Source organism: Clostridium aestuarii, from assembly GCF_026735135.1.
In the GTDB taxonomy this organism is placed as follows: Bacteria; Bacillota; Clostridia; order Clostridiales; family Clostridiaceae; genus Clostridium_H; species Clostridium_H aestuarii.
In genome coordinates, this window is record NZ_JAPQER010000003.1 from 484071 (window position 1) to 492512 (window position 8442).

General features: G+C 27.6%; 7 protein-coding genes. 6 read left to right on the top strand and 1 reads right to left on the bottom strand.

Going from position 1 to position 8442, the window contains the following annotated elements:
* Window positions 1-16 precede the first annotated feature (16 nt).
* The 4 genes from OW763_RS10440 to OW763_RS10455 all read left to right on the top strand — a co-directional run bounded on the left by OW763_RS10440 (window position 17) and on the right by OW763_RS10455 (window position 5425).
* Entirely contained in the window at window positions 17-1342 is a 1326-nt protein-coding gene (locus OW763_RS10440; protein ID WP_268041062.1) for a pyrimidine-nucleoside phosphorylase, read from the top strand.
* Window positions 1343-1575: 233 nt separating this feature from the next.
* Window positions 1576-3855, top strand: coding sequence for an ATP-dependent Clp protease ATP-binding subunit (locus OW763_RS10445; RefSeq protein WP_268041063.1), 2280 nt, complete (start codon window positions 1576-1578; stop codon window positions 3853-3855).
* A 162-nt stretch (window positions 3856-4017) separates the two neighbouring features.
* Window positions 4018-4632 carry an ABC transporter ATP-binding protein gene (locus OW763_RS10450; protein WP_268041064.1) on the top strand — a complete coding sequence of 205 codons (615 nt, stop codon included), beginning with the start codon at window positions 4018-4020 and terminating at the stop codon, window positions 4630-4632.
* 4 nt (window positions 4633-4636) lie between these two features.
* Window positions 4637-5425 (top strand): ABC transporter permease, encoded by a 789-nt coding sequence (locus OW763_RS10455; RefSeq protein WP_268041065.1) that lies wholly within the window; start codon window positions 4637-4639, stop codon window positions 5423-5425.
* A 69-nt stretch (window positions 5426-5494) separates the two neighbouring features.
* Here OW763_RS10455 and OW763_RS10460 read toward each other — a convergent pair whose 3' ends face one another.
* The gene (locus OW763_RS10460) at window positions 5495-5659 is read right to left on the bottom strand and encodes a XapX domain-containing protein (RefSeq protein WP_268041066.1); all 165 of its coding nucleotides are present in this window, start codon (window positions 5657-5659) and stop codon (window positions 5495-5497) included.
* Window positions 5660-5866: 207 nt separating this feature from the next.
* On the opposite strand from OW763_RS10460, the gene OW763_RS10465 reads away from it, so the two are divergent.
* The gene (locus OW763_RS10465) at window positions 5867-7585 is read left to right on the top strand and encodes a sigma 54-interacting transcriptional regulator (RefSeq protein WP_268041067.1); all 1719 of its coding nucleotides are present in this window, start codon (window positions 5867-5869) and stop codon (window positions 7583-7585) included.
* 502 nt (window positions 7586-8087) lie between these two features.
* On the top strand, window positions 8088-8442 hold a 355-nt coding region (locus OW763_RS10470; RefSeq protein WP_268041084.1), incomplete at its 3' end, for a 3-hydroxyacyl-CoA dehydrogenase NAD-binding domain-containing protein.

Below are 8442 nucleotides of genomic sequence, written 5' to 3' on the forward strand. Positions count from 1 at the left end.
GTGTGGAGTGATTGTTGTGAGGATGTATGATCTTATTATGAAAAAAAGAAATGGAGAAGAGCTTACTACAGGGGAAATTAATTTTTTTGTAGAAGGATATACAAAAGGAGAAATTCCTGATTATCAGGTTTCTGCTTTTATGATGGCTATTTACTTCCAAAAAATGAATAAAAGAGAAACAGCAGATTTAACAAAAGCAATGGTAAATAGTGGTGAATTTATTGACTTATCAGCTATTGAAGGTACAAAGGTTGATAAACATAGTACTGGTGGAGTTGGTGATACAACAACTTTAATACTTGGACCGATTGTTGCAGCAGCAGGTGTTCCTGTTGCTAAAATGTCTGGTAGAGGATTAGGTCATACTGGTGGAACTATTGATAAACTAGAGTCTTTTAAAGGGTTCTCAGTAGAAATGCCAATCGAAAAATTTATGCAAAATGTAAATGAGAAAAAAATAGCCATTGGAGGTCAAACAGCTAATTTAGCACCAGCAGATAAAAAGTTATATGCTCTTCGTGATGTTACAGCAACAGTTGATAATATGTCATTGATTGCAAGTAGTATTATGAGCAAAAAAATAGCTTCTGGAGCAGATGCTATTGTACTTGATGTGAAAACAGGAAGCGGTGCTTTTATGAAAAAAGAAGATGATTCTTTTGCATTAGCACAGGAAATGGTTGATATAGGAACACATGTTGGAAGAAATACAATTGGTGTGATAACAGATATGGATCAACCTTTAGGATTTGCTGTTGGAAATGCATTAGAAGTTAAAGAAGCAATTGATACTCTAAAAGGAGAGGGACCAGCTGATCTTACTGAACTATGCTTAACTTTAGGATCTCATATGCTTGTTTTAGCAGGAAAAGCTAAAACAGCTGAAGAAGCCAGAACAATACTTGAAGACATAATTAAATCAGGAAAAGGTCTTGCAAAATTGAGAGAGCTTGTTGAAGCACAAGGTGGAGAATCAGCTTATGTTGATGATACTTCCTTATTCCCTACTCCAAGTATTATAGAGCCTGTTTTAGCTTTAAAAGATGGATATATAAAAGAAATAAAGGCTGACGATATAGGAATAGCTGCTCTAGTGCTTGGTGCAGGACGTGAAACTAAGGAAAGTGAAATAGATCTGTCTGTTGGAATAGTTCTTCATAAAAAAATTGGTGATTTTGTAAAAAAAGATGAAGCAATAGCTACTATTTATGCAAATAATGCTAAAAAGCAAAAAGAAGCTGAAAAAATTATTCTAAAAGCTTACAACATTGTACAAGAAGAAGTTAAAGCAAAATCATTGATTAAAGGTATTGTTACAAAAGAAGGTATAAAAAGATTTTAATTATATAATTTTCTAAATCAAACAAAAATCCTCTATCAGATAGAGGATTTTATATTATTTTTTGATTTTATATTATTTTTTGATTTAAGAATATTTTTTGATATAATTATTGTGTGACGCAATATTATTATATGGTTCATTTTATAAACATGATTAATAAGATAATATAGAGACAAAGATATGATATACTGTAATCATAATAATTTGATTACAAGAATATGGAGATGAGATATATGCAGATGTGTTCTATTTGTAAGAAAAATATAGCAACTATATATACAGCAAAAATTGAAAATGGAAAAACTGAAATGATAGGGATATGTATGCAGTGTGCTCAAAAAATGGGGATTCCTGTTATGGATCAATTAATGAAGCAAGCAGGAATGACAGAAGAAGATATCGAAAACTTATCTGAACAGATGGGTGATGTGTTCCAAGATATGAATATAGAAGATTTAGATGATAATAATATGTTTGCAAATTTGTTAAAAAATACATTTCCAGAAACTAAAGATATGGATAATAAAGAAGAAAAATCTTATAATAAGGAACAGCCTTTAAATGTAGAAGAAAAGCCTAATACTAAGAAAAAAAATAAATGGTTTAAAAATAAGAGAAAAAATTTAAATAAATATGCAATAAATTTAACAGAAAAGGCAAAAGAAAATAAAGTAGATAAGATTATTGGAAGAAATAGAGAAATAGATAGAGTTATACAAATCCTTAATAGAAGAACTAAAAATAACCCTATACTAATTGGAGAACCAGGTGTTGGAAAAACAGCTATTGCAGAAGGATTAGCTGTACGAATCATTGAAAAACAGGTTCCAGCTAAATTATATGATGCTGAAATATATCTTTTGGATTTAACTGCTGTTGTAGCAGGAACTCAATTTAGAGGGCAATTTGAAGGACGAATGAAAGCTATTATAGAAGAAGCTAAAGAAAGTGGAAATATTATACTAGTAATTGATGAAGTTCACAATATAATTGGAGCCGGCGAGGTACAGGGAGGAGCTATGAATGCAGCTAATATTTTAAAACCTGCTCTTGCTAGAGGAGAAATACAAGTAATTGGTGCAACTACTATTGAAGAATACAGAAAATATATAGAAAAAGATGCAGCATTAGAAAGAAGATTTCAACAAGTATTAGTTGAAGAACCTAGTATTATAGAAACCATAGAAATTTTAAAAGGTATTAGAAATTATTATGAAGAATATCATAAAGTGAAGATATCTGATGAAGTTATTGAAGCAGCTGTTAATTTATCAGAAAAATATATAACTGACAGATATTTACCTGATAAAGCAATAGATGTAATTGATGAAGCTAGTTCTAGAGCAAACTTAAAAAATAAAGGACTTGTAGAATTAAAGGCATTAAAGGAAGAAATAAAAGAAATTCAGGATGAGATTCAGCAATCAGCAGATACTGATAATTATGAAAAAGCAGCACAAGGTAAAGTGAAAGAATGTAAACTTCAGGATAGGATTAATGAAATTGAGAAAGAATGTAATGATATACAATTAGCCGTTGAAGATATTGCATTCGTAATTGAAGCATGGACTAAAATTCCTATACACAGGATAAAAGAAGATGAAGCTGAAAAGCTTTTAAATTTAGAAGATAGACTTCACAAACGAGTTATAGGTCAGCATGAGGCTATTAAAGCGTTATCAAGGGCAATACGTAGAAATCGTTTAGGATTTAGGAAGAAGAAAAAACCCTCATCATTTATTTTTGTTGGACCTACTGGTGTAGGAAAAACAGAACTTGTAAAAACATTATCCTGTGAACTTTTTGGAAGTGAGGAAGCATTAATTAGAATTGACATGTCTGAGTATATGGAAAAACATACAGTTTCTAAGTTAATTGGAGCGCCTCCAGGATATGTTGGATATGATCAAGGAGGACAGCTTACTGAAAAAGTAAGAAGAAAGCCTTATTCTGTTATTCTTTTAGATGAGATTGAAAAAGCACATCCTGATGTGTTTAATATGTTGTTACAAATTCTTGAAGATGGAATATTGACTGATAGTCAAGGAAGAACTGTGTATTTTGAAAATACAGTAATTATTATGACATCCAATGCTGGAACAAATTTTAAATCAAGTGGAATTGGTTTTGCACAGGATGGATATGATGTTTTAGAAAAACATGTAACAGAAGCGTTGAAAAAAATTTTTAGACCTGAATTTTTAAATAGAATAGATGAAACTGTTGTATTTAAATCACTTAAAAAGGAAGAACTTCATCAAATTATTGATTTAATGATTCAAGAAGTTATAGATGAAGTTGAAGAAAAGAAAATTAGTATAGATATTTCTAGTGAGGTAAAAGATTTTATATTAGAAGTTGGATATGATGAAAAATATGGTGCAAGACCTTTAAGAAGAGCTATACAAAAATATATTGAAGATGAAATTGCGGAACAATATCTTCAAAAGAAGTTTAGTGAAGGTTCACATATACAAGTGAAATTAAAAGAAGGAAAAATTATATTAGAATAAGCTAAAGATTTATAATTGTAGTTTTTAAGTTAAGAGTTTAGAGTTTAAAATTTAGAATATAAAATAATTTTCTAAATGTAACTCTAAGCTCTAAATTTATATTGAAATTAAACGTAAGGTAGTTGAACTGTTTTATAAAATAAAGTGATCAGGGAGAGTATTGTGATTGAATTTTGTAATGTTAATATAAGTTTTAAAGATAAGAAGATTTTTGAAGATTTTAATTTTAAGATAAATAAAGGTGATAAAGTTTTGTTGAATGCACCTTCTGGAAGTGGAAAGTCAACTTTATTTAAGCTATTATTAGGGTTTTTAAAGCCTGATTATGGAATAATTAAATTTAATGAAGAAAAGCTAGATAAAAATAATATAAGAAGTGTTAGGAGTAATATATCTTATGTAAGTCAAGATATTGAATTTATAAATGAAAAGGTAGATATATTAATCCATGGAATATTTTCTTATGAATATAATAAAAATAAAAATTTTAACAATGAAAAGCTAAAGGAATTATTAGAGTATTTTGAGTTAAATATAAATATTTTAGAAAAGAAGGTTTCAGAACTTTCTGGTGGAGAAAGGCAAAGAATTGGATTAATAATTGCTATTTTTTTGGATAGAGAGGTTTTGCTTTTAGATGAAATCACATCAGCTCTTGATTATAAATTAAAGCAGAAAGTAGTTGAATACATAACAACGATTAATAAAACAGTTTTAGTTATTTCACATGATGAAGTTTGGAAGCAAATACCTATATTTAAAGCTGTGAGGTGGTAAAGCTGTGGAGGTTGAAAAAATTTCAATTTTATCAATATTAATGTTGTTTTTTATATTTATTCCTATATTTTTATTAAATAGATTTTTAAAAATAAAAGTAAATAAAAACATAATATATTCAACAAGTAGAATGATTATACAATTGAGTCTTGTAGGAATATATCTTCAATATTTATTTAATTTCAATAATGTTATTTTAAATCTTTTTTATGTAATAATTATGGTGGTTGCAGCTAGTTTTTCAATAATTAAATCTTGTAAATTAAAAATAAAAAATTTTATTTCACCTGTTTTTTTTGCAGTTATAATTCCACATTTTTTTATGATAATGTATTTTAATTATTTTGTTGCTAAAATTAATAATATTTTTGATGCTAAATATTTGATAACTATAGGTGGTATGTTGCTTGGAAATTGTTTAAGTGGAAATATTATAGGACTTAATAGTTTTTATAATACTATAAAAGAAAATGAAAAGGAATATTTTTATTCTTTAGGGTTAGGAGCTAGTAGATTGCAAGCATTAAACCCTTATTTTAAAAAAGCGATATTATCATCAATTAATCCAACTTTAGCATCAATGGCAACTATTGGATTAGTAGCCTTACCAGGTATGATGACGGGACAAATATTAGGAGGTTCAATACCTGTAGTGGCTATTAAATATCAAATTGCTATAATGATAGCAGTATTTGTAACAAGATATTTTAGCATTATATTAGTGCTGATTTTTTCTATTAATAAGTGTTTTGATGATTATGATGTTTTAAATAAAGATGTGTTTTTGAATTAAGTTAGGGTCTGCAAATGAGTTTGTAAAAATTAATAAACTCATTTGCAGAGTTTTTATTTATAATAAAAATTACTTAAAAGTTTTTATATATTCAAAAATTTTAGAACCAAAAAATATACCTATAATACCTGCTATGCCAGGTAATGTTGGTGGTGCAGGTAAGGGTAATTTAATAATGGAAAATATTAATCCAGTAATAATTCCAGTTAATAGTGCAATAAATGTTAATTTCATTTTTAAATCTCCTTTCATATTACTATATATAATTAGTATTTCAATTATCTTATATAAATAAAACTCATTAAAAAATAAAAAAATGTATATTTATGATGAAAATTTGTTTGTAATCTACTGAATACAAGTGATATCATTAAAATAAATACAATTATTTAACAAATTATTATTTTATGATTAAATTTTTAATAAAATTGAGGTGTTTATATGAATTTTGTCGAAGAAATTTTTAAAGCAATAAGTGAGAATATAAATGAAGCGCTAGTAGGGATAGATAATAATGAAAAAATATTTGTTTTAAATAGTCAAGCGGAAAAGTTGCTTGGAATAAAATTTAAGTATAGCATAGGAAAAGATATTAAAGATATTATATTTAAAAGTGAACTTCCGAGAGTTATTAAAACTAAGAAAAAAGAACTTAATGAAAGATTTAGTGTAAATGGAAGAGAATTTAATGTAAATAGAATTCCTTTAATGATAAATGGAGAAATTAAAGGTGCTTTTGCAATATTTCAAGATATGACATTACATAATCTTATGCAGGAAAGACTATGTGAGGATAAAGTTTATATAGATATTTTAGACACTATAATAAATACTGCTAATGAATGGGCTGTAGTTATTGATGAAAACGGAAAGATTATCATGATGAGTAAGGGATATAAAGAATTCATTGAAAATCCCAATCCGGAAGGTAAACATGTTACTGAAGTAATAGAGAATACTAGATTGCATATAGTCTTAAAAACAGCAAAGATGGAAGTCGGAGAAATTCAGGAGATTAGGGGTAACAAAATGGTTGCTATGCGTATTCCTATAAAGAAAAACAATAAAGTTGTTGGTGCCGTTGGTAAGGTGATGTTTAAGGACATAGGTGATTTCTTTTCATTAAGTAAAAAGCTTAATAATTTACAAAAAGAAATAGAATATTATAAAAGTGAGCTGATAAAGGAGGAGAAAGCTAAATACTCCTTTAATGATATTGTTGGGAATTCACCTGAAACTAACAAGGTGAAAAATATGGCAACACGAGTTGCAAATACTGATTCCAATGTTCTTGTTTTAGGAGAAAGTGGAACAGGAAAAGAATTATATGCTAGTGCTATTCATAATGCTAGCAAAAGATGTTTAGCACCTTTTATAAAGCTTAACTGTGCAGCAATACCTGCTGAATTATTAGAATCGGAATTGTTTGGGTATGAAGAAGGGGCTTTTACAGGAGCAAAAAAAGGTGGTAAAAAAGGAAAGTTTGAGCTAGCAAATGGAGGGACTATTTTACTAGATGAGATAGGAGATATGCCTATGAATATGCAAGTTAAGCTTCTAAGAGTTATACAAGAAAGAGAAGTTGTAAAGGTTGGTGGGCATAAAGTTAAAAAAATAAATGTTAGAATAATCGCATCTACAAACAAAAATTTAGAAGAAAGAGTAAAAAATAGTGAATTCAGGGAAGATCTTTATTATAGACTTAATGTTATGAAGATAACTATACCTCCATTAAGAGAAAGAAAAGATGATATACCTGCTTTAGCAAATGCTTTAAGAATAAAGGTAGCGAATAGATTAGGAATATATGTAGAAGGAATTTCAAAAGAAGCTGTACAGTTCTTGGTTAATTATGATTGGTCTGGAAATGTGAGGGAACTTGAAAATGTTATAGAAAGAGCTATAAATTTATTAGATACAGATTTAACTATAAAGGTAGAACACTTACCTGAAAGAATAACAAAAAATAAAATAAAGCATTATAAAGGGAAAAATAAGTATTTAAAAGATGTAATTGATGAAGTGGAAAAAGAAGTTATTCAAGAATGTCTAAGAAAAACTAAAGGTAACAAGAATAAAACTTCAAGAATATTGGGGATAAGTAGAGCAGGTTTATATAAAAAAATAGAAAAGTATAATTTAGATGCTCAATACAAATAAATATGGGAATTTATTAGATAAAAAGTTAAAGCCTTTATAGTTAACAAATTAAATAGCTATAAAGGCTTTAAATTTATACTATAAATGTTAAATGTTAGATATTTCAATGAAAGATATGTAAAAAAAATAAACATGTAAAATTAATAGACACATTCTTAATGATTTATGAAGTATGTAAATTTATCAATATAAGTTTGAAAGTGTATAAAAAGTAGACAAAAATATTTGTTAATTCATTATCATATAAAAAATACAAAGATTATAAATAGATTTTAAAATATTTAGTTTACTTAAGATAATTAAGTGAAAGTGCAGTTTAGACACAATTTAAATGTAAAAAGTAGATTTTTAAAATTGGGAAAAGATAAAATATTGAAATACGGTATAAGTGGCATGAAATTTGCTTAAAATATTTACAGAAAACGATTAAATATATTAACGATTAAATATACTTTGGTCAAATTTTAAAATAATTTTTAATGATAAGGTTTATGGAGGGGATATTATGAAGGTATGTGTGTTAGGAGCAGGAACTATGGGAGCAGGTATTGCTCAGGTATTTGCAACAAAAGGTCATGAAGTTATTTTAAGGGATATCAAAGATGAATTTGTGAGTAGGGGACTTGCATTAATAAATAAAAATCTTTCTAGATTAGTTTCAAAAGGGAAGATGGAAGAAGCTAAAAAAGAAGAAATACTTTTAAGACTAACAGGAACAGTTGACCTAAACATGGCAGCTGATTGCGATTTAGTCATAGAAGCAGCAATTGAAAATATGGATATCAAGAAACAAATATTTGGTGACTTAGATAAATTATGTAAAGCAGAAACGATTTTAGCATCTAATACATCTTCTC

Bases quoted from the DNA above. Each gene is read 5' to 3' on its own strand.
- OW763_RS10445 (WP_268041063.1), top strand. From the start codon at position 1,576: ATGCAGATGTGTTCTATTTGTAAGAAAAATATAGCAACTATATATACA.
- OW763_RS10460 (WP_268041066.1), bottom strand. From the start codon at position 5,659: ATGAAATTAACATTTATTGCACTATTAACTGGAATTATTACTGGATTA.
- OW763_RS10465 (WP_268041067.1), top strand. From the start codon at position 5,867: ATGAATTTTGTCGAAGAAATTTTTAAAGCAATAAGTGAGAATATAAAT.